The 18,124-nt window shown below is 62.1% G+C and carries 20 protein-coding genes and 1 riboswitch; of the genes, 16 read left to right on the top strand and 4 right to left on the bottom strand.

Annotated elements, in window-relative coordinates:
- Positions 1-21: 21 nt before the first annotated feature.
- Positions 22-606: a hypothetical protein gene (locus tag PMI25_RS10915; protein ID WP_007962888.1), complete on the bottom strand. Its 585-nt coding sequence runs from the start codon at positions 604-606 to the stop codon at positions 22-24.
- A 164-nt stretch (positions 607-770) separates the two neighbouring features.
- Positions 771-1,001, top strand: a riboswitch (cobalamin riboswitch).
- 82 nt (positions 1,002-1,083) lie between these two features.
- Between PMI25_RS10915 and cobO the strand changes: the two genes are divergently transcribed.
- The 14 genes from cobO (at position 1,084) to PMI25_RS10850 (ending at position 12,663) form a co-directional block, all read left to right on the top strand.
- A complete protein-coding gene (gene cobO / locus PMI25_RS10910) occupies positions 1,084-1,695 on the top strand; it encodes a cob(I)yrinic acid a,c-diamide adenosyltransferase (RefSeq protein ID WP_003223053.1) in 612 nt (203 codons plus the stop codon).
- Complete coding sequence (locus tag PMI25_RS10905; RefSeq protein WP_007962889.1) at positions 1,692-3,074, top strand: cobyrinate a,c-diamide synthase; 1,383 nt, start codon at positions 1,692-1,694, stop codon at positions 3,072-3,074. The genes cobO and PMI25_RS10905 overlap by 4 nt, the downstream gene beginning before the upstream one ends.
- Entirely contained in the window at positions 3,071-3,721 is a 651-nt protein-coding gene (bluB, locus tag PMI25_RS10900) for a 5,6-dimethylbenzimidazole synthase (protein ID WP_007962890.1), read from the top strand. The genes PMI25_RS10905 and bluB overlap by 4 nt, the downstream gene beginning before the upstream one ends.
- Positions 3,718-4,626, top strand: a complete 909-nt coding sequence (cbiB, locus tag PMI25_RS10895) for an adenosylcobinamide-phosphate synthase CbiB (protein WP_007962891.1) — start codon at positions 3,718-3,720, stop codon at positions 4,624-4,626. The genes bluB and cbiB overlap by 4 nt, the downstream gene beginning before the upstream one ends.
- Positions 4,619-5,611 (top strand): threonine-phosphate decarboxylase CobD, encoded by a 993-nt coding sequence (cobD, locus tag PMI25_RS10890; protein WP_007962892.1) that lies wholly within the window; start codon positions 4,619-4,621, stop codon positions 5,609-5,611. Before cbiB ends, cobD begins: the two co-directional genes overlap by 8 nt.
- Positions 5,608-7,059: a cobyric acid synthase gene (locus tag PMI25_RS10885; RefSeq protein ID WP_007962893.1), complete on the top strand. Its 1,452-nt coding sequence runs from the start codon at positions 5,608-5,610 to the stop codon at positions 7,057-7,059. Before cobD ends, PMI25_RS10885 begins: the two co-directional genes overlap by 4 nt.
- 148 nt (positions 7,060-7,207) lie before the next feature.
- Positions 7,208-7,729 carry a bifunctional adenosylcobinamide kinase/adenosylcobinamide-phosphate guanylyltransferase gene (cobU, locus tag PMI25_RS10880; RefSeq protein ID WP_007962894.1) on the top strand — a complete coding sequence of 174 codons (522 nt, stop codon included), beginning with the start codon at positions 7,208-7,210 and terminating at the stop codon, positions 7,727-7,729.
- A complete protein-coding gene (gene cobT, locus PMI25_RS10875) occupies positions 7,726-8,781 on the top strand; it encodes a nicotinate-nucleotide--dimethylbenzimidazole phosphoribosyltransferase (RefSeq protein ID WP_007962896.1) in 1,056 nt (351 codons plus the stop codon). Before cobU ends, cobT begins: the two co-directional genes overlap by 4 nt.
- Positions 8,778-9,353 (top strand): alpha-ribazole phosphatase family protein, encoded by a 576-nt coding sequence (cobC, locus tag PMI25_RS10870; RefSeq protein WP_007962898.1) that lies wholly within the window; start codon positions 8,778-8,780, stop codon positions 9,351-9,353. Before cobT ends, cobC begins: the two co-directional genes overlap by 4 nt.
- A 1-nt stretch (position 9,354) precedes the next feature.
- On the top strand, positions 9,355-10,086 hold the full coding sequence (locus PMI25_RS10865) for an adenosylcobinamide-GDP ribazoletransferase (protein ID WP_007962899.1): 732 nt from the start codon (positions 9,355-9,357) through the stop codon (positions 10,084-10,086).
- A gap of 173 nt (positions 10,087-10,259) precedes the next feature.
- Positions 10,260-10,664 carry a MarR family winged helix-turn-helix transcriptional regulator gene (locus tag PMI25_RS10860; RefSeq protein WP_007950413.1) on the top strand — a complete coding sequence of 135 codons (405 nt, stop codon included), beginning with the start codon at positions 10,260-10,262 and terminating at the stop codon, positions 10,662-10,664.
- 54 nt (positions 10,665-10,718) lie between these two features.
- Positions 10,719-11,927 carry an MFS transporter gene (locus tag PMI25_RS10855; protein ID WP_007962900.1) on the top strand — a complete coding sequence of 403 codons (1,209 nt, stop codon included), beginning with the start codon at positions 10,719-10,721 and terminating at the stop codon, positions 11,925-11,927.
- Entirely contained in the window at positions 11,924-12,049 is a 126-nt protein-coding gene (locus PMI25_RS29770) for a hypothetical protein (protein ID WP_007962901.1), read from the top strand. The genes PMI25_RS10855 and PMI25_RS29770 overlap by 4 nt, the downstream gene beginning before the upstream one ends.
- 53 nt (positions 12,050-12,102) lie before the next feature.
- Positions 12,103-12,663: a glutathione peroxidase gene (locus PMI25_RS10850; RefSeq protein WP_007962902.1), complete on the top strand. Its 561-nt coding sequence runs from the start codon at positions 12,103-12,105 to the stop codon at positions 12,661-12,663.
- A gap of 104 nt (positions 12,664-12,767) precedes the next feature.
- Here the strand turns inward: PMI25_RS10850 and PMI25_RS10845 are convergent, their stop codons facing one another.
- The 3 genes from PMI25_RS10845 to PMI25_RS10835 form a co-directional block, all read right to left on the bottom strand.
- Positions 12,768-14,039 carry an OmpP1/FadL family transporter gene (locus tag PMI25_RS10845; protein WP_007962905.1) on the bottom strand — a complete coding sequence of 424 codons (1,272 nt, stop codon included), beginning with the start codon at positions 14,037-14,039 and terminating at the stop codon, positions 12,768-12,770.
- A 146-nt stretch (positions 14,040-14,185) separates the two neighbouring features.
- Complete coding sequence (locus PMI25_RS10840) at positions 14,186-14,668, bottom strand: hypothetical protein (protein ID WP_007962906.1); 483 nt, start codon at positions 14,666-14,668, stop codon at positions 14,186-14,188.
- 273 nt (positions 14,669-14,941) lie between these two features.
- Positions 14,942-15,166 (bottom strand): hypothetical protein, encoded by a 225-nt coding sequence (locus PMI25_RS10835; protein ID WP_007962908.1) that lies wholly within the window; start codon positions 15,164-15,166, stop codon positions 14,942-14,944.
- Positions 15,167-16,125: 959 nt separating this feature from the next.
- Between PMI25_RS10835 and PMI25_RS10830 the strand changes: the two genes are divergently transcribed.
- Both PMI25_RS10830 and rmuC read left to right on the top strand, forming a co-directional pair.
- Complete coding sequence (locus PMI25_RS10830) at positions 16,126-16,449, top strand: sel1 repeat family protein (RefSeq protein ID WP_081730279.1); 324 nt, start codon at positions 16,126-16,128, stop codon at positions 16,447-16,449.
- A gap of 175 nt (positions 16,450-16,624) precedes the next feature.
- Entirely contained in the window at positions 16,625-17,989 is a 1,365-nt protein-coding gene (gene rmuC, locus PMI25_RS10825; protein WP_177325716.1) for a DNA recombination protein RmuC, read from the top strand.
- Positions 17,990-18,124: the final 135 nt, after the last annotated feature.

Raw genomic sequence — 18,124 nt, 5'->3', positions numbered from 1 at the left:
GGCGTGCGATGGTTCAACCGCTCAACCGCGGGCCTCTTTGAACAGCACGGCGATGCCCGGATGATAGTTGCCCGCTTCGCTGCGCAACTTGCGGTAGGCGTAGGGGAAATACCAGGCCACTGCGCAGCAATGTTCCTTTTGCAGGTCGTCGACCATGTCCTGCAGTTCTTCGGGGCTGGCGCTGTGCTGGGCCTTTTGCGGGGCGACGAACAGGCAGCCGAGCTTGAGGTCGCTGGCAAAACTGATGCGTTTGGCATCGCTGGTGATGTCCAGCAGGGCCTGGGTCAGGTTGAGATTGTTGACCCGCGGCCAGCGCTGGGTCGCCTGAAGGTAGGCGCGGTCTTCAGGCCCGGCAATGAACAGATCGGCGCGGGCATTGCGCTCGCCGTCCTCGTTCTGCTTTCGGGTCGGGGTATCACAAAGGGTCACCAACTCGGCCATCCATGCCGCCGCGGAGAGCAAGCCGAGATTGGCGTTCTCGTCATGCCAGTAAGGGGTGTCGTTGTCGCCGCGAATGGCGTTGTAGCGGTCGATACAGTCAAACCAGCGTTCAAGCATCGGGCGCAGGAATTCCAGGCGCGGGTTGCTGATGATCATGCCTTGCATCGTCATCATCCTTTATTGTTGTGATAGGCTTTTTCGAGAAAAGCATGGCTCTTTGATATCATTTGTATCAGTGTGGCACAAGAATGGCGCCAGATAATTGATCGACGGCAGTTATTCGCCCGACGGCCCCCTCTTTAATTGACGCTCCACCCCCAACCCTCTAACCTTCGCGGCTTGTTTCAGGTGCTCTGTGACGCGTGTCGACAGAGTGAAACAGGGAAGCCGGTGAGGGTTGTTTTCAGGTGAAGAACGATCACGATCCCGGCGCTGCCCCCGCAACGGTAAATGAGTGAAAGCTGCGCATTGAGCCACTGTGTCGAACGACGCGGGAAGGCGCGCAGTCAGGCGATTCGCCGCTCATGAGCCCGGAGACCGGCCTGATCCATCCAGCGGCATCACGGTGGGCGATGCCAGGCTTTTTGCCGTCTATTCTTGTGCCTGCCCGCCGTTATCCAGCCTCAACGGAGAGCTCCCCTCATGACCGATTCCCCCGAGCGCGACGAACGCCATCTGGCGCGTATGCAGCGCAAAAAAGCCGTGATCGACGAACGCATCGCCAATTCCCCTGACGAGTGCGGCCTGGTGCTGGTGTTGACCGGCAATGGCAAAGGCAAAAGCAGCTCGGCGTTCGGCATGCTTGCTCGCGCCATGGGCCACGGCATGCAGTGCGGCGTGGTGCAGTTCATCAAGGGCCGCAACAGCACTGGCGAGGAGCTGTTCTTCCGCCGTTTCCCTGAGCAAGTGCGTTTTCACGTGATGGGCGAGGGCTTCACCTGGGAAACCCAGGATCGCCAGCGTGACATCGCCGCCGCCGAAGCCGCGTGGGCCGTATCCCGCGAGCTGCTGCGTGATCCGTCGATCGGCCTGGTGGTGCTGGATGAGCTGAACATCGCCCTCAAACACGGCTACCTCGATCTGGATCAGGTGCTCAGCGATTTGCAGGCGCGTCCGCCGATGCAGCACGTGATCGTCACCGGTCGCGCGGCCAAGCCGGAAATGATCGAGATGGGCGATACCGTCACCGAAATGGGCATGCTCAAACACGCCTTCCAGGCCGGCATCAAAGCGCAGAAAGGCGTCGAACTTTGAATCAACCACGTCACTGCCCGGCGGTACTGATCGCCGCGCCGGCCTCCGGTCAGGGCAAGACCACCGTCACCGCCGCGCTCGCGCGCTTGCACCGCAATCAGGGGCGCAAGGTGCGCGTGTTCAAGTGCGGCCCGGACTTCCTCGACCCGATGATTCTCGAGCGCGCCAGCGGTGCGCCGGTGTATCAACTGGACATGTGGATGGTCGGCGAGCAGGAAAGCCGCCGGCTGTTGTGGGAAGCCGCCGCCGAAGCCGATCTGATCCTGATCGAAGGCGTGATGGGCCTTTTCGACGGCACACCATCGAGCGCTGATCTGGCGCGGCATTTCGGCGTGCCGGTGCTCGGTGTGATCGACGGCACCGCCATGGCCCAGACCTTTGGCGCCCTGGCACTGGGTTTGGCGAAGTACCAGCCGGACCTGCCGTTTGCCGGCGTGCTGGCCAACCGCGTCGGCACCTTGCGTCATGCGCAACTGCTTGAAGGCAGCCTCACCGAAGGTCTGCGCTGGTACGGCGCGCTATCCCGGGAAACCGGGATCGAGTTGCCGAGCCGCCATCTCGGTCTGGTGCAGGCCAGTGAACTGAATGACCTCGACCTGCGCCTCGACGCCGCCGCCGAAGCACTGGCCAGCAGTTGCGAGGTAGCGCTGCCACCGGCCGTGGCATTCGCCGCGCCCGAAGTGATCCCTGCCGAGCCGTTGCTCGACGGCGTGCGCATCGCCGTCGCTCGCGACGAAGCCTTTGCCTTCACCTACGGCGCCAGCCTCGATCTGTTGCGGGCGATGGGCGCCGAGTTGAGCTTCTTTTCGCCGATCCGCGATACGCAACTGCCCGACGCCGATAGCCTGTATCTGCCCGGTGGTTATCCGGAATTGCACCACGTCGCGTTATCGCAAAACACCGCAATGCTCGATGCGATTCGTGCGCACCACACCGCCGGCAAACCGTTGCTCGCCGAGTGCGGCGGCATGCTCTATCTGCTCGACGCGTTGACCGATGTCGACGGCACCCGCGCCGAACTGGTCGGCCTGCTGCGCGGTGAGGCGGTGATGCAAAAACGTCTGGCGGCACTGGCACTGCAAGCGGTGGATCTGCCGGAGGGTTCGCTGCGTGGGCACACCTATCACCACTCCCTGACCAGCACCGAACTGACCCCGATTGCCCGGGGCATCAGCCCCAATGGCGGGCGCGGGGCGGAGGCGGTTTATCGGGAAGGGCGGATGACCGCGTCTTACGTGCATTTCTACTTTCCGTCGAATCCGACGGCGATTGCTGCATTGTTAGCGCCAGATCTCGAGGCCGCCTTCGCGAGCAAGCTCGCTCCCACATTGGATCACCTAACCCCTGTGGGAGCGAGCTTGCTCGCGAAGAGGCCATGACCGACAACGCCTATTCCGAGGCCGAGCGCACAGCGATCTATAAAGCCATCGCCGAACGCCGCGACATGCGCCACTTCACCGGCGGCACGGTCGAACCGGAGCTGCTGCGCCGTCTGCTTGAAGCGGCACATCAGGCGCCCAGCGTCGGCCTGATGCAGCCGTGGCGCTTCATCCGCATCAGCGATCGCACCTTGCGCGGGCAGATTCAGCACCTCGTCGAAGAAGAGCGCATCCGCACCGCCGAGGCCCTCGGCGAGCGCAGCGATGAGTTCATGAAGCTCAAGGTCGAAGGCATCAATGATTGCGCCGAAGTGCTGGTCGCAGCGCTGATGGACGATCGCGAAAAACACATTTTCGGTCGTCGTACGCTGCCGGAAATGGACATGGCCTCGCTGTCCTGCGCGATCCAGAATTTGTGGCTGGCGTCCCGTGCCGAAGGACTGGGCATGGGCTGGGTGTCGTTGTTCGAACCACAGGCGCTGGCCGATCTGCTGCAACTGCCGGCCGGGGCCAAGCCGTTGGCGGTGTTGTGCCTGGGGCCGGTCAAGGCATTCTATCCGGCGCCGATGCTGGTACTCGAAGGGTGGGCGCAGGCGCAGCCGCTCAATGAGTTGCTGTACGAAAACTATTGGGGAGTGAATCAATGAGTGTGGCGTTGTTGAGTGTCGCCGCGGTCGCGCTGGATGCGCTGCTGGGTGAACCGAAACGCTGGCATCCGCTGGTGGCGTTCGGCAATTTTGCCGGGCGCATCGAGCGCCGTTTCAATGCGGGCGGGCGCGGCTGGCGCAGTCACGGGGTCACCGCGTGGGTGATCGCGGTGCTGCCGCTGACCTTGCTCGCCACCGCGTTTTCCTGGGCGCCGTACGTGGGCTGGATCGTCGAGATCCTTGCGTTGTATTGCGCCCTCGGCATGCGCAGCCTCGGTGAGCATGTCGCGCCGGTAGCCGCCGCCTTGCGCGCCGATGATCTGGAAGAAGCGCGCAAGCGTGTTGGCTATCTGGTCAGCCGCCAGACCAGCGAACTGGACAGCACCGCCGTCGCCCGTGCCGCCACCGAATCGGTGCTGGAGAACGGCAGTGACGCGGTGTTCGCCGCGCTGTTCTGGTTTGTCGTGGCCGGTGCGCCGGGCGTGGTGCTCTATCGCCTGAGCAATACCCTCGACGCGATGTGGGGCTATCGCAACGAACGCTTCGAGCGCTTCGGCTGGTGCGCGGCAAAGATCGACGACGTGCTCAACTACATTCCGGCGCGTTTGGTGGCGCTGACCTATGCGCTGCTGGGCAACACCCGGCTGGCCTGGAAATGCTGGCGCAGCCAGGGCCCGCAATGGGACAGCCCCAACGCCGGTCCGGTGATGGCGGCGGGTGCCGGTGCGTTGAATGTCGAACTGGGCGGCCCGGCGATCTATCACGGCGAACTGCATGAGCGTCCGCGACTGGGCGAAGGTCCGCCGGCGGATGCCGATTCGATTGATTGCGGCTGGCAATTGGTCCAGCGCGGGGTATGGTTATGGCTGCTGATTCTCTGCGTGGGGGCTGAATTCTATGCTTGAGCACGGTGGCCGGCTGCGCAAGGCTGCACTCGATTACGGCATCGCTGAGGCCGACTGGCTCGACCTGTCCAGCGGCCTCGCGCCGTGGCCGTTTACGGTGCCGGAAATTCCGTTGCGCGCCTGGGCACGTTTGCCGGAAACCGACGACGGGCTGGAACAGGCCGCGTGTGATTACTACGGCGCTTCGCAGGTGCTGCCGGTGGCCGGTTCGCAGATGGCGATCCAGTTGCTGCCGCGTTTGCGTCGCGCCGGCAAGGTCGGGGTGTTGTCGCCGTGTTATGCCGAGCACGCCGAAGCCTGGCGGCGCAGCGGTTACATCGTGCGCGAAGTGCTGGAGCAGGAAGTCGAATTCTTTCTCGACAGCCTCGACGTGCTGGTGGTGGTCAACCCGAACAACCCCACTGGCCTGAGCCTGACCCCGGCGCGACTGCTCGACTGGCACGCGCGGCTGGCCCAGCGCGGCGGCTGGCTGGTGGTCGATGAAGCGTTCATGGACAACACGCCGCAGCTGAGTCTGGCGCCGCATGCCCACCAGATCGGATTGATTGTGCTGCGTTCGTTCGGCAAGTTTTTCGGTCTGGCCGGCGTGCGGCTGGGCTTTGTGCTGGCCGAGCGCAAGTTGCTCAGATTGCTCGCGGAGCAGGTCGGGCCATGGGCGGTCAGCGGGCCGACGCGGGTGCTCGGTCAGGCCTGCCTGCAAGACACCGAAGCGCATACCCGGCAACGTATTCGCAGCGACGAGGCCAGCGAACGCCTGGCGCTGTTGCTGGAGCACTACGGCTTCAAACCCCACGGTGGTTGCGCGCTGTTTCAGTGGCTGATCACCGAACACGCGGCGGCGCTGCACGAATTCATGGCCCGACGCGGGATCCTCCTGCGCATCTTCACCCACAACAGCAGCCTGCGTTTCGGCCTGCCTGCCAACGCCGCTGAAGAAGCGCGTCTCGAACAAGCGCTGCAAGCTTTCGCCAAGGAAACCCAATGACAACCTTGATGGTTCAGGGCACCACGTCCGACGCCGGTAAAAGCACGCTGGTGACGGCGCTGTGCCGCTGGGCCACCCGTCAGGGCGTCGCGGTGGTGCCGTTCAAACCGCAGAACATGGCGCTCAACAGCGCGGTGACCGCCGACGGCGGCGAGATCGGCCGGGCACAAGCGGTGCAGGCACAAGCCGCGCATCTCGAACCGCACACCGACATGAACCCGGTGTTGCTCAAGCCCAACAGCGACACCGGCGCGCAGGTGATCATCCATGGCCGCGCGGTCACCAGCATGAATGCCGTGGCGTATCACGACTACAAAGCCATTGCCATGCAAGCGGTGCTGGCCTCGCATGAGCGGCTGAGCGCGGCGTATCCGCTGGTGATGGTCGAAGGCGCTGGCTCGCCGGCCGAGATCAACCTGCGTGCCGGGGACATCGCCAACATGGGCTTTGCCGAGGCGGTGGATTGCCCGGTGCTGCTGATTGCCGACATTAATCGCGGCGGGGTGTTTGCGCATCTGGTCGGCACCCTTGAGTTGCTGTCGCCGAGCGAACAGGCGCGGGTCAAGGGCTTCATCATCAACCGCTTTCGCGGTGACATCGCCTTGCTGCAACCGGGCCTCGACTGGCTGGAGCAGCGCACCGGCAAACCGGTGGTCGGTGTGCTGCCGTACGTGATGGATCTGCACCTGGAAGCCGAGGACGGCATCGACCAGCGCCAGACCGACAAGGCCGAGCAGGTGCTGAAAGTGGTGGTGCCGGTGCTGCCGCGCATCAGCAACCACACGGACTTCGATCCGCTGCGCTTGCATCCGCAGGTCGATCTGCAATTCATCGGCCCGGGGCAGGCGATTCCTGCCGCCGACCTGATCATCCTGCCCGGCTCGAAAAGCGTGCGCAGCGACCTCGCGTATCTGCGTGCCAATGGCTGGGACACGGCGATCAATCGGCACCTGCGCTATGGCGGCAAATTGCTGGGGATCTGCGGCGGGCTGCAAATGCTCGGCGAGCAGGTGCATGATCCGCTGGGTCTGGAAGGCGCGCCGGGTTCGAGTGCCGGCCTCGGTTTGCTGGCGTTCGAAACCACGCTGGAAGCCGAGAAGCAATTGCGCAATGTCCGCGGGCATCTGGCGCTGGAAAACGCTGAGGTCAGTGGTTATGAAATCCATGCGGGCGTGACGGCGGGGGCGGCGCTGGAGAATGCGGCGGTGCATCTGGATGACGGTCGTTGCGACGGCGCGCAGAGTCTGGACGGGCAGGTGTTCGGCACCTATCTGCATGGCGTGTTCGAATCGCCGCAGGCCAGTGCCGCGTTGCTGCGTTGGGCCGGGTTGAGCGACGTGCAGGAGGTGGATTACCACGGCTTGCGCGAGCGCGATATCGAACGGTTGGCGGATCTGGTGGAGCAGCATCTGGATACCGGGCTGCTGCGTCAGCTCTGCGGGATTTGAGCGGCCTGTCCAGGCCCCATCGCTGGCAAGCCAGCTCCCACAGGGTTCGATGTCGGATACATATTTTGTGAACACAGCTGAACCCTGTGGGAGCGGGCTTGCCCGCGAAGGGGCCGGTGATCTCACTAAACTTTTTCTGGATAAAAAAATGCTCCAACTGATCCTCGGCGGCGCCCGCTCCGGCAAAAGTCGTCTGGCAGAAAAACTCGCCAGCTACAGCCAATTGGCGGTCACTTACATCGCCACCAGCCAACCGCTGGACGGCGAAATGAACGCGCGCGTCGCCCATCACCGTGCCCGGCGTCCGGCCGAATGGGCGCTGATCGAAGAGCCGCTGGAGCTGGCCCGTGTCCTGCGCGAGAACGCCAGTGCCGAGCGTTGCCTGCTGGTGGATTGCCTGACCCTGTGGCTGACCAATCTGCTGATGCTCGATGACGCCGCGCGTCTCGCCGCCGAGCGTGAAGCCCTGCTGGACTGCCTGGCGTCCCTGCCGGGAGAAATCATTTTTGTCAGCAACGAGACCGGAATGGGTGTCGTGCCGCTGGGCGAATTGACTCGCCGCTACGTCGATGAAGCCGGTTGGCTGCATCAAGCTCTGGCCGAGCGTTGTCAGCGAGTCGTCCTGACTGTCGCCGGCCTGCCCCTGACCCTGAAAGGACCTGCGTTATGACTCAAGCCTGGTGGTTGAACCCGTGCCAATCCGTAAATGCCGGGATCGTTGAACAAGCGGCGGCGCGCCAACAGCAACTCACCAAACCGGCCGGCTCCCTCGGCCACCTCGAAAGCGTGGCGGTGCAACTGGCCGGATTGCAGGGGCAGATCAAGCCGATGCTTGAGCAGGTCTGGATCGCGATTTTTGCCGGTGATCATGGCGTGGTCGCGGAAGGCGTTTCGGCGTTCCCGCAGGAAGTCACCGGGCAGATGCTGCTCAACTTCGTCAGCGGCGGTGCGGCAATCAGCGTGCTGGCGCGCCAGCTCAATGCACAGCTGGAAGTGGTCGATCTGGGCACGGTGACGCCATCGTTGAACCTGCCGGGCGTGCGTCATCTGAACATCGGCCCGGGCACGGCGAATTTCGCCAAGGGCGCGGCGATGACCCAGGCACAGGGCGAACTCGCGTTGCAGGCCGGTCGCGACAGCGTGCTGCGCGCCAAAGCGGCTGGCGCGCAGTTGTTCATCGGCGGCGAAATGGGCATCGGCAACACCACTGCCGCCAGTGCGCTGGCGTGTGCCTTGCTCGACTGCCCGGTGGCGCATCTGACCGGTCCCGGCACCGGGTTGAACGCCGAAGGCGTCAGCCATAAAGCACAAGTGATCGAGCGCGCACTGGCGCTGCACGCGGCACAGCGCGGCGATGCGCTGCAAACCCTGTTCAACCTCGGTGGTTTTGAAATCGCTGCGCTGGTCGGCGCGTACCTGGCCTGTGCCCAGGAAGGCGTCGCGGTGCTGGTCGACGGCTTTATCTGCACGGTCGCCGCGTTGGTGGCGGTACGGCTGAATCCGGCCTGTCGCGAGTGGCTGCTGTTCGGTCATCGTGGTGCCGAGCCGGGCCATCGCCATGTGCTGGAAACCCTCAACGCCGAACCGTTGTTGGAGCTCGGTTTACGCTTGGGCGAGGGCAGCGGGGCGGCGTTGGCCGTGCCGTTGTTGCGTCTGGCCTGTGACCTGCACGGGCAGATGGCGACGTTCGCCGAAGCCGCGGTGGCGGATCGTCCGGCATGACGCTGCGTCTGGACCTGCTGCGCCATGGCGAGACTGAGCTGGGCGGCGGTTTGCGCGGCAGTCTCGATGATGCGCTCACCGAAAGAGGTTGGGCGCAGATGCGTGCCGCCGTGGTTGCCGGCGGGCCGTGGGATCGCTTGATCAGTTCGCCGCTGCAGCGTTGTGCGCGGTTTGCCGCCGAACTGGGTGAGCAACTGAATCTGCCGGTTCATTTGGACAAGGATCTGCAAGAACTGCATTTCGGCGCCTGGGAAGGGCAAAGCGCGGCGGCACTGATGGAGACCGATGCCGAGGCGCTGGGGCTGTTCTGGGCCGATCCATTTGCCTTCACGCCGCCGCAGGGTGAGCCGGTCAGCGATTTTGCTGAACGTGTGCTGGGCGCGGTTACGCGGTTGCATCAGGCCCATGCCGGTGAGCGCGTTCTACTGATCAGTCACGGCGGCGTGATGCGCCTCTTGCTGGCGCAGGCGCGTGGCCTGCCGCGTGAGCAGTTGCTCAATGTCGAAGTCGCGCATGCTTCATTGTTTTCCCTGACCGTTGAAGCCGATGGTTCGCTCAAGGAAGATCACTGAGATGCTGCCATTGTGGATCGCCCTGCAATTTCTCAGCAGCTTGCCGATTCGCCTGCCGGGGATGCCCGAACCTGTTCAGCTCGGCCGTTCGCTGCTGTTTTATCCGCTGGTGGGGTTGCTGTTCGGGGTGATCCTCTGGGCATTCAATCTGGCGTTGGCGGGCGCGCCATTGTTGCTGCAGGCGGCGCTGTTGCTGACGGTGTGGGTGCTGCTCAGCGGCGCGCTGCACCTCGATGGTCTGGCCGACAGCGCCGACGCCTGGCTCGGTGGTTTCGGTGATCGCGAGCGCACGCTGACCATCATGAAGGATCCGCGCAGCGGGCCGATTGCGGTGGTGACGCTGGTGTTGGTGCTGCTGCTGAAGTTCTGCGCGTTGCTGGCGCTGATCGAGCAGGGGCATGCAGTGATGTTGATCATCGTGCCGTTGTTGGGGCGGGCGGCGCTGCTGGGGCTGTTTCTGACCACGCCGTATGTGCGGGCGGGTGGGCTGGGGCAGGCGTTGGCTGATCATCTGCCGCGCAGAGCCGGCTGGTGGGTGCTTGGGGCGAGTGCGCTGACCTGCTTGCTGATCGCCGGGATGAAAGCGATTTTTGCGCTGGTTGTCGCGTTCGTCGGGTTTGTCTGGCTACGGCACGTGATGATGCGGCGGTTGGGCGGGACCACGGGTGATACGGCGGGGGCGTTGCTGGAATTGCTGGAGATGGCAGTGCTGGTTGGGGTGGTGTTGGTCTGAGCCATATATGTAACCGTGCTGGCCCCTTCGCGAGCAAGCTCGCTCCCACAGGGGAATGTATTCCAAATGTGGGAGCGAGCTTGCTCGCGAAGGTGGCCCGTCAGGCGCCGGAAATGTTCTTGAATAACTACATGTAACTTGATTTAACACAGTCGCGGGTATATACACGCATCATGCTTCCTTCTCAGTGTTTGTGCACCAACCTGCGTCGCGCCGCGCGTGGCGTCAGCAGGCATTACGACGGCGCTCTCGACGGCTTCGGGATCAACGTTGCCCAGTATTCTCTGCTGTGCAACCTGCAGCGTCTGGATCAGCCGAGCATTTCCGAACTGGCCGAGGCCATGGGGCTGGATCGCAGCACCCTCGGACGCAATCTGCGGGTGCTGGAAGGCGAAGGTCTCGTGGCGCTGGCCGAAGGCGAAGACATGCGCAACCGCATCGTCCGGCTCACCGAAACCGGCGCACAACGCCTGGCAGCGGCCCTGCCGGCCTGGGAAGCGGCGCAACAGCGGTTGATCGACCGACTGGGTGCCGAGAAGCGTGAAACCTTGCTGCGGCTATTGGATGAACTGGCCTGAGGGCCGGTTTTTTCCGAATCTAAGCGGGTATATACCCGCGACTGGAGAATAACAATGAGTTCGATGTGGCGTACGTGCGGTTGGGTGTTGCTGGGGAGTGCGCTGATTCTGGCGTTGTCGTTGGGCGTGCGGCACGGCTTCGGACTGTTCCTGTCGCCGATGAGCGCCCAGTTCGGCTGGGGGCGTGAAGTGTTCGCCTTCGCCATCGCCTTGCAGAACCTGATCTGGGGCCTGGCGCAGCCGTTCACTGGCGCGCTGGCTGACCGTTTCGGGGCGGCGAAAGTGGTGCTGGTCGGCGGCGTGCTGTATGCCGCGGGCCTGGTGTGCATGGGGCTGTCCGATTCGGCGCTGACCCTGTCGCTGAGTGCCGGTCTGTTGATCGGCATCGGTCTCTCCGGCACTTCGTTCTCGGTGATTCTCGGTGTGGTTGGCCGTGCCGTACCGCCGGAAAAACGCAGCATGGGCATGGGCATCGCCAGTGCCGCCGGCTCATTTGGCCAGTTTGCGATGTTGCCGGGCACGCTGGGTTTGATCGGCTGGCTCGGCTGGTCGGCGGCGCTGTTGGTACTCGGATTGCTGGTGGCGCTGATCGTGCCGCTGGTGAGCATGCTCAAGGACAAGCCGCTGCCGGTGCTGGGCCACGAGCAGACCCTGTCCGAAGCCCTGCGCGAAGCCTGTTCGCACTCGGGGTTCTGGCTGCTGGCGTTCGGCTTCTTTGTCTGCGGCTTTCAGGTGGTGTTCATCGGTGTGCATCTGCCGGCTTATCTGGTCGATCAGCATCTGCCGGCAACCGTCGGGACCACGGTGCTGGCGCTGATCGGGCTGTTCAATATCTTCGGCACTTACACCGCCGGCTGGCTCGGCGGGCGCATGTCCAAGCCGCGTCTGCTGACCGCGTTGTACCTGCTGCGTGCGGTGGTGATCGTGCTGTTCCTGTGGCTGCCGGTGACGACGACCTCGGCGTACTTGTTCGGCATGGCCATGGGCTTCCTCTGGCTGTCGACGGTGCCGTTGACCAACGGCACGGTGGCGACCTTGTTTGGCGTGCGCAACCTGTCCATGCTCGGCGGGATCGTGTTCCTTTTTCATCAGCTCGGTTCGTTCCTTGGCGGCTGGCTGGGCGGGGTGGTGTATGACCGAACCGGGAGTTATGACTTGATCTGGCAAGTGGCGATTCTTTTGAGCCTGCTGGCGGCCGCGCTGAACTGGCCGGTGCGCGAGCGTCCGGTGGCGCGTCTGCAGCCGGCTGTCGGCGCCGCATGAAGCGCTCCTGGCCGCGAATCGCCATCACCGCACTCGGCGCGCTGTTGCTGGCGCTGGTGTGGTGGGGCTGGCATCAGGGCGGCCTGGCGTTGATGCAGTTGGGCCTGGGCGCTTGCCTGTAGGCTTGGAGGGCGAGTAACGTCGGGGTCTGATGACTGCTCAAGGATGCCCCGACATGTTCATGCGCTGGTGTGCTGTACCCGCGTTGCTGATGGCGTTGACCGGACTGGCCCAGGCGGCTGACTGTCCGGAGGCGCTGCAAGGCTCGCTGCCGAAGTTGCGCGCCAAGGAATCCGTCGATCTGTGCCAGCGCTACGCCGGCAAACCGCTGGTGGTGGTCAATACCGCCAGTTTCTGTGGCTTCGCCCCACAGTTCGAGGGCCTCGAAGCGCTCAATCAGCATTACAAGGCGCAAGGCCTGGAAATGCTCGGCGTGCCGTCCAATGACTTCAAGCAGGAGTCCAAGGACAGCGCCGAAACTGCCAAGGTCTGCTACGCCAATTACGGCGTGACCTTCACCATGACCGAGCCGCAGAAAGTTCGTGGCGACGACGCTACTCATCTGTTCAAGGTGCTGGCCGAACAGAGCAGTGCGCCGAAGTGGAATTTCTACAAGTACGTGATCGACCGGCAGGGCAAGGTAATCGCCAACTTCTCCAGCCTGACCAAGCCGGATGATCCGGAGTTTATTGCGGCAGTCGAGAAGGCCATCGCTTCAAAACCCCTCAAACCCTGACGCAACTCCTACAGTGGCGATCATGCGAGAACAAAAAAGCCCCGCTTTCTTGTAGAGAGAGCGGGGCTTTCTTGTGGGCGAGGGTTCAGCCTCGCCATGCAGCATCAGAAGCGATAGGTCGCGCCGACACCGAAGCCGTTCGCCGAGTTTTCATACTTGGCGTCGTAGGTCTGGCCACGATCGTTCTGGTTGTGGACCTTGACCGACTCTTCCTTCAGGTACGAGTAAGCGACGTCGATGGTCAGGTCGTCGGTCGGGCTCCAGCCGGCACCGATGCTGAAGATCGTGCGGTCGCCAGTCGGGATGCGTGGCGAACGGTCGACGTTGTTGGTCGGCGACTGGTCGAAGGTCAGACCGGTACGCAGTACCCATTCCTTGTTCAACTGGTACGAAGTACCCACGGCGTAAGCCCAGGAGTCGTGCCAGTTCTGGTCTTCGGTGATCTCGCCGAACTGACCGGCCAGCAGCGGCTGCACGCCGGAGTTCTTGACGGTGATCTTTTCCAGCTGGCTCCAGCGGGTCCAGGTGCTACCGGCGTAAACGTTCCAGCGGTCGTTGATCGCCTGAGTGACCGAGAAGTCCACGGATTCAGGGGTGGTGATCTTCAGCGAAGCGTCGTACTTCTGCTGGGCGCCCAGGCCGACGGCGCCCAATACGCCGTAGTTGACCTTGGTGTTGCCTTCGAGCTTGTAATCGACTTTCGAGTGATAGGTCAGACCCAGACGAGTGGTGTCAGTGGCCTGTACCAGCACGCCGATGTTGTAACCCAGTGCGGTGTCGTCACCCTTAATCTTGACCTTGCCATCCGGCGCAGCCTGAGTGATCGACAGGTTGGATTCCAGCGTGCCGTCGATGCGGTTGATGGTCGGACCGAAGCCGATCGACACCACGTCGTTGAACTTGTAGCTGACAGTCGGCTGGAAGGTGATGACTTGTACTTCGGATTTGCTGCCGAAGTAACGGCCGGCAAAGCCTTTTTCGTAGTCGGTAATCAGGCCGAACGGCACGTATACGCCGAGGCCGAATGCCCAATGCTCATCGATCGGTTTGACGTAGAAGCCCATAGGTACGGAGGTGAAGGGTACCATGTCGCCTTTGTTGCTGCCGCCGTTAGGGCTGGAGCTGGCGTCGCTGATATCGGTCTTGGCATCGAGAAATGCAACACCGCCGGTGACTTGTTCGCGCGTGATGCGCGACATGCCGGCAGGGTTGCCATAAACAGTGCTTGCGTCGTCGGCAGAAGAGGATCGCCCAGCGTAACCAGTGCCCATCCCGCTGATGCTGTGTTCGTTGATGGCAAAGCCAGCTGCGAAGATCTGGGTGGATGCCATGGTAACGGCGAGGCTAAGGGTGGTTTTGAGCATGACTTTTTTCATTATTAGAACTCCTGGTGATCACCGGGGCGAAAATTACCAACATTTTCGTCCCAGCGCTATAGTCCCTATGGCTTGAGTTAGAGCGGTTTTGTAGGACAATCCGACCAGATTCGCGACCTGTTGAGCGATCTTCTAAAACTCGCCAGTCAACACGCGACCTGATTCACCGGTGAAACACAAGTTTGCCAGGCGTAGGTGAAGTCGCGCAGACGACCTTGCGGCTGGAAGGTCTGACGCCAGATTCGCGCCATGCCCAGCAGATCGTCCGGGGCGGGGAGGGGGGTGTGTTGTTCTTCTACCAGCAGCCAGGCGATGGCGGTGGCGTAACGCAGGTTGACGGTCAATTCCAGGTGCGGGCCGCTCAAAAAAGCATGTTGGCTGGCGAGGCCGCGAACCAGGCTGGCACGCTCCGGATCGAGTGCCAGATAGTGATCCCAAAGGGCCTGGTGGCGGTGCTCGGCAATCCGGTAGAGGCCGTGGCCACGGCGGTCATGCAAGGCGGAACCGAGGGCGGACTGACTGGCCGCTATCCCCAGCAGCAGGGATTCGGCGGTTGCGCAGTGACGTCCCAGATAAATCAGTGTGGGACGGATCACGTAGCGACACAGTTCGCTGGCAGCGATACCCATAATGCCCTCGATTCTTGTAATGGGGCGGCGAAACCTGAAGGGCTTTGGCAGCGGTGATTCGACTCAGGCTCGCCGGAAGCGGATCAAACCGCTTGAGTTGAAGTGTAGTGTCATATTCGCGACGTAAAGGCCTGTTTTTAAAATATTTCCGCCAGCGAGCGATAAGCGTTATATCCGAAGGTGCTTAGGCGTGAAGGGCTAAAAGCGAAATATCGGGCAATAAAAAACCCCGCATTGTGTGCGGGGCTTTTGCTTTTGCAGCCTTTTCGGCTCTCAAGCAATCAAGGCCTGACGCGTACGATCAATAATGGCCTGCAGCGGTTCGGCGCTGGAGTACTGATCAGGGTACAGACGCTCGCTGTGGCGGGCGATCCCGTGTTCATTGACCACGGTGAAGCTGAAGCAGCCTTTGCGAGCGGCCATGATCAGGCAGTTCATTGGGGCAAAAGCGTTGGTTAGGGTGCGAATGGCATCCTGAGTCTGGATTTGAGTAGACATAGTTATTAGGTGTTCCTACAAATGACACGGATAAGAACCGTGCAACGTTAAAACGTTCCAGTAATGTCGACCACCATTGGTCGAACAAAGAACCCGACTGGAACAAAGCAGCCAGTTTGAAGCGCTGATAAGTTGGCGCGCTTGGGCTGGCAGGTAGGTACTTAGGAGGACAGGCAACACATCGAGGGCAAAGGTTCTGGGCCCGGGGTGAAGATCCTGATCAATTTGCAGGTTGGTTCGGTCAGAGTAAGTGCTCTTCGCAACACCCTTTGCATTCATTCAAAGGCAGTGTCGGCGCAAGATTTACCTGGAAACCATCGAGGGGTCGTTCCCGCTTTTTTCGGTGAAGGGCTTCTGGGAAGAAGGTTGACCGTGGGGATGTGTTCGACCGGAATTGACTTTCAGCTTGGTACTAACGCCGCGGATAGTAACGGAACGTCCTGGGCAATGCAAACGCCGTCGTAAAAAAGATTTCGTGAGTCGCCAGGCATTGAGGTGGTGTCCTGCTCGCGAAGGGATCACCCTGATCAACCGCCGATCGCCACAAAAGCGTGCAGCCATGCCCAGCGCCAACCCGCTTATCCCCAGTCCGAAGCGCAAAACGGGCCAAAAAAGCGCATCGATATAACCGGGTAACAGGTACTTGTGCACATTAGTTGCGCAGACGGTAACCTTGCTGTCATATCAATCCTGACCCCGATGGCTGCCTGTATCAAAAGTTTAAGTCAATGAAAAATATCGTCTTTTTTTGTTGGTGAAAAAATCGTCAGTTTGACTGCGAGCCCCATTCCACAAGGCTTTGCGGAGGTTCGGGAGCGGTTGTCCACTGAGTTATCCACAGCTTCTGTGGATTGTCCCTAGCGCTTGCTCTAGGACGGGCGTGCCGGGTTTTTTTCGACTTTACCTGTACGAAAAAGAGAGTAGAGTGGCGCGCCTTCCGATCTGTCCCACAGTGTTTTATGAAGTTTCGCTCAGTATCAGACTCTGTTACCTCCGAACACCCTCGTGTTACCCCTCCCAAGCGATTTTCCGTGCGTGTGGCCGAATGGCTGCTCGACAGCCCGCGCCTGGGCGATAGCCGTAATGCCAAGCATCTGGCGGGGCGTCTGCTCAAGCAACCGGCGCGCGAAGGCGTGGTCGCCGCGCAAAGTCGTCTCGGCCAATTGATGTGCCGCGAGTGCGGCAATGCCCGTGATCGGCGCATCGGGCAGGATCTGCTGCGCCAGGCCGCCCGCGCCGGCGACCGGCGTGCACAACGGGAACTCGGTCTGCTCGAAGACTGAGCTGTCCAACGCCCCACGCCTTGGTTAACCTTCAGGCTTTATCGAATCGGCAGGAGTGGCTATGGCTATGGACTTGACCAGCGTGTTGCTGGGTCTGGCGGGCGCGGGATTGCCGCTGCTGGCGCTGGCCTGGCAACTGCAACGGCGGGCCAGTGATCGGCAAGCCGAGGTCGCCTTGCTCGAAGAGCGCCTGGCCATGGCGCAACTGGCGCAGGACGGGCTCAACGCTCAGCTGGAGGCCGGCCGCGATGAAATCGTCGACCTCGGCCAGGCCAATGCCGCCAAACAGGCTGAGCTTGCCGCCCTGCGCCGCGAAGTCGAGCTGCTGCAGATCGAGCGCGATGACGCCCGCGACGCTTCCCACGCGTGGAACATCGAGCGCGCCAACAAGGAAGCCGAATTGCGTCGCCTCGACGCCCAGGCTGCGTCACTCAATGCCGAACTGCGCGAGCAACAGGAAAGCCATCAACAACGTCTCAACGACCTGCAAGGCTCGCGCGACGAGCTGCGCGCGCAGTTCGCCGAGCTGGCGGGGAAGATCTTCGATGAGCGTGAACAGCGCTTTGCCGAGACCAGTCAACAGCGCCTCGGTCAGTTGCTCGATCCGCTGAAGGAACGCATCCAGTCCTTCGAAAAACGTGTGGAAGAAAGCTATCAGGCCGAAGCCCGCGAGCGCTTCTCGCTGGCCAAGGAGCTGGAGCGCCTGCAAGCGCTTAACCTGCGCCTGAGTGATGAGGCGACCAACCTGACCCGCGCCCTCAAAGGCCAGAAGACCCAGGGCAACTGGGGTGAGCTGATTCTTGAGCGGGTGTTGGAACACGCCGGTCTGGAGAAGGGCCGCGAGTACCAGACTCAGGTCAACCTCAAGGGGCCGGACGGCGAGCGCTTCCAGCCGGACGTGATCATTTATCTGCCGGGCGACAAGCAGGTGGTGGTCGACTCCAAGGTCAGCCTCACGGCATATCAGCAGTACGTTGCCGCCGAAGACGACACCCTCGGCCAGATCGCGATCAAGCAGCACGTGCTGTCGCTGCGCAGCCACGTCAAAGGCCTCGCCGGCAAGGATTACAAGCGTCTGGAGGGCCTTCATAGCCTCGATTTCGTCTTGCTGTTCGTGCCGATCGAAGCGGCGTTTTCCGCCGCATTGCAGGCTGAGCCTTCGCTGTTTCAGGAAGCATTCGACCGCAACATCGTGATCGTCAGTCCGACTACGTTGCTGGCAACGTTACGGGTGATCGACAGCCTGTGGAAGCAGGAGCGGCAGAGCCAGAACGCCCGGGAAATCGCCGAGCGGGCCGGGTGGCTGTACGACAAGTTCGTGCTGTTCATTCAGGATCTGGACGAAGTCGGCAATCGCCTGCAACAACTGGACAAGGCCTACAGCTCGGCGCGCAACAAACTCACGGAAGGACGCGGCAACCTGGTCAGCCGCAGCGAGCAGCTCAAACTGCTCGGCGCGCGGGCCAGCAAGAGTCTGCCGGCGGATCTGCTGGAGCGGGCGATGACCGATGTCGATGGCCTCGTCGAACTGCCGGAATAAACTCGATTCTGTGGCGAGGAAGCTTGCTCCCGCTGGGGGGCGAAGCACCCCTTGAGTCTGAATCCCCGAATGGCCTGATTCACCGTTTCGCGACTGCTGCGCAGTCGAGCGGGAGCAAGCTCCCTCGCCACAGAG

The organism is Pseudomonas sp. GM30, from assembly GCF_000282275.2.
In the GTDB taxonomy this organism is placed as follows: domain Bacteria; phylum Pseudomonadota; class Gammaproteobacteria; order Pseudomonadales; family Pseudomonadaceae; genus Aquipseudomonas.
Note: the sequence above shows the minus strand (reverse complement) of the source record. Positions and strands in the feature narration are given on the sequence as shown.

Bases quoted from the DNA above. Each gene is read 5' to 3' on its own strand.
- PMI25_RS10915 (WP_007962888.1), bottom strand. From the start codon at position 606: ATGCAAGGCATGATCATCAGCAACCCGCGCCTGGAATTCCTGCGCCCG.
- cobO (WP_003223053.1), top strand. From the start codon at position 1,084: ATGACCGATTCCCCCGAGCGCGACGAACGCCATCTGGCGCGTATGCAG.
- bluB (WP_007962890.1), top strand. From the start codon at position 3,071: ATGACCGACAACGCCTATTCCGAGGCCGAGCGCACAGCGATCTATAAA.
- cbiB (WP_007962891.1), top strand. From the start codon at position 3,718: ATGAGTGTGGCGTTGTTGAGTGTCGCCGCGGTCGCGCTGGATGCGCTG.
- cobD (WP_007962892.1), top strand. From the start codon at position 4,619: ATGCTTGAGCACGGTGGCCGGCTGCGCAAGGCTGCACTCGATTACGGC.
- PMI25_RS10885 (WP_007962893.1), top strand. From the start codon at position 5,608: ATGACAACCTTGATGGTTCAGGGCACCACGTCCGACGCCGGTAAAAGC.
- cobU (WP_007962894.1), top strand. From the start codon at position 7,208: ATGCTCCAACTGATCCTCGGCGGCGCCCGCTCCGGCAAAAGTCGTCTG.
- cobT (WP_007962896.1), top strand. From the start codon at position 7,726: ATGACTCAAGCCTGGTGGTTGAACCCGTGCCAATCCGTAAATGCCGGG.
- cobC (WP_007962898.1), top strand. From the start codon at position 8,778: ATGACGCTGCGTCTGGACCTGCTGCGCCATGGCGAGACTGAGCTGGGC.
- PMI25_RS10865 (WP_007962899.1), top strand. From the start codon at position 9,355: ATGCTGCCATTGTGGATCGCCCTGCAATTTCTCAGCAGCTTGCCGATT.
- PMI25_RS10860 (WP_007950413.1), top strand. From the start codon at position 10,260: ATGCTTCCTTCTCAGTGTTTGTGCACCAACCTGCGTCGCGCCGCGCGT.
- PMI25_RS10855 (WP_007962900.1), top strand. From the start codon at position 10,719: ATGAGTTCGATGTGGCGTACGTGCGGTTGGGTGTTGCTGGGGAGTGCG.
- PMI25_RS29770 (WP_007962901.1), top strand. From the start codon at position 11,924: ATGAAGCGCTCCTGGCCGCGAATCGCCATCACCGCACTCGGCGCGCTG.
- PMI25_RS10850 (WP_007962902.1), top strand. From the start codon at position 12,103: ATGTTCATGCGCTGGTGTGCTGTACCCGCGTTGCTGATGGCGTTGACC.
- PMI25_RS10845 (WP_007962905.1), bottom strand. From the start codon at position 14,039: ATGAAAAAAGTCATGCTCAAAACCACCCTTAGCCTCGCCGTTACCATG.
- PMI25_RS10840 (WP_007962906.1), bottom strand. From the start codon at position 14,668: ATGGGTATCGCTGCCAGCGAACTGTGTCGCTACGTGATCCGTCCCACA.
- PMI25_RS10835 (WP_007962908.1), bottom strand. From the start codon at position 15,166: ATGTCTACTCAAATCCAGACTCAGGATGCCATTCGCACCCTAACCAAC.
- PMI25_RS10830 (WP_081730279.1), top strand. From the start codon at position 16,126: ATGAAGTTTCGCTCAGTATCAGACTCTGTTACCTCCGAACACCCTCGT.